The 789-nt window shown below is 64.4% G+C and carries 1 protein-coding gene and 1 pseudogene; both read right to left on the bottom strand.

Translation table 11 applies throughout. The features are described from left to right. Positions 1 to 319 (bottom strand): annotated as a pseudogene (locus BN1132_RS20210) (DODA-type extradiol aromatic ring-opening family dioxygenase); the annotation flags it as partial. Positions 320 to 565: 246 nt separating this feature from the next. Next, on the bottom strand, positions 566 to 789 hold a 224-nt coding region (locus BN1132_RS03410), incomplete at its 5' end, for an FKBP-type peptidyl-prolyl cis-trans isomerase (RefSeq protein ID WP_042075041.1).

Consider the following 789-nt stretch of genomic DNA (forward strand, 5'->3'; position numbering starts at 1 on the left):
GGAGAGCGGCGACCAGACCCCGTGATCCAGTTCGCGCCTGATCGGGGTGGCGGGCAGGCCGGCCAGCAGCAGCTGATCGCTCACCGCCTCTTGCAGCCACTGGGGGCTCCTGGCGGGCCAGCGGATCCGGTAGAGAGGCTCGGGGAAGCCGTAGAAGTCGTACATCAAGGCCGGGCTGGGCTCGACGTTGATCTGCGGCTCGCTTCGGCTGAACCAGTGGGCCGAGAGCACCACCAGCCCCTTGATATCCCCNNGGCTGGTCGCGCAGGACCAGATCCGGGGCGCCGTGAGAGATGAACCAGACGGGGGCGATAGCCATGGCGAGACTCCTTGTTGGCGGTGTGGGCCCGCTTGGCCGGTACCGCGATAAACGGGTCAGGGGCTGGGCCGCTGACGATGAGGTCATTATCTGCCCCGGGATTGGAGTTAACAATCCAGTGCAATGTGTAAGCACTGTTCACCTTGGGTTGATAGTCCTGGAGCTGAGATGGCGGGCGGCAACGACAGGAACAGAAACAACAAGGCCGGCGCAGTGCGCCGGCCTTGTTGCCGTGACGAAGGGGGGTTACTGAATGCCCAGCAGCTCCACATCGAAGATCAGCACGGATCCCGGCGGTATCTTGCCGGCGGCGCGATCGCCGTAGGCCAGGCTGGCGGGGATGTAGAAGCGGGTCTTCTCCCCTTCCACCATCAGCTGCACCCCTTCGGTCCAGCCCTTGATCACCTGGTTCAGGCCGAACTCGATGGGTTCGCCACGGGCGATGGAGCTGTCGAACACTGTGCCGTCCA

It is taken from the genome of Aeromonas sanarellii (assembly GCF_000820085.1).
GTDB classification, from domain to species: Bacteria; Pseudomonadota; Gammaproteobacteria; order Enterobacterales; family Aeromonadaceae; genus Aeromonas; species Aeromonas sanarellii.